The following is a 321-nucleotide window of genomic DNA, read 5'->3' on the forward strand; positions in this document are numbered from 1 at the left end:
GCACTCGGCAGGTAGCGGGCGCGGTGTGTGGGTAATGTGCTGTCGAGGATGCCCAGCAGCACGCCGAACAAGCTTGCAATGCCGATGGCCCAGCGGATGCTGGGGGACAGTGAATCCAAACCGTGGGTCAGGGTTTGGGCCACGGCTTTCCAGGTGGCGACGGCCGGGGCCGGCCATTGTTCGGTGAGCAGCATGGTTTGAGGGTCGGGGATCAGCGCCAGGTACGCGAATACGCCGACGATGCTGCCGACAAAAATCCCGAGAATCTGGGCGATAACCTGTTTGTGCGGCGTCGCGCCAATTGCCTTGCCCACCTTGAAG

At 62.6% G+C, this 321-nt stretch carries 1 protein-coding gene; it reads right to left on the reverse strand.

Going from position 1 to position 321, the window contains the following annotated elements; all coding sequences use genetic code 11:
* Positions 1–321 (reverse strand): OPT/YSL family transporter (locus AAEZ05_RS28050; RefSeq protein WP_350649825.1); only part of this gene is annotated, 321 nt, incomplete at both ends.

Source organism: Pseudomonas sp. HY13-MNA-CIBAN-0226 (assembly GCF_040310305.1).
GTDB lineage: Bacteria > Pseudomonadota > Gammaproteobacteria > Pseudomonadales > Pseudomonadaceae > Aquipseudomonas > Aquipseudomonas gregormendelii.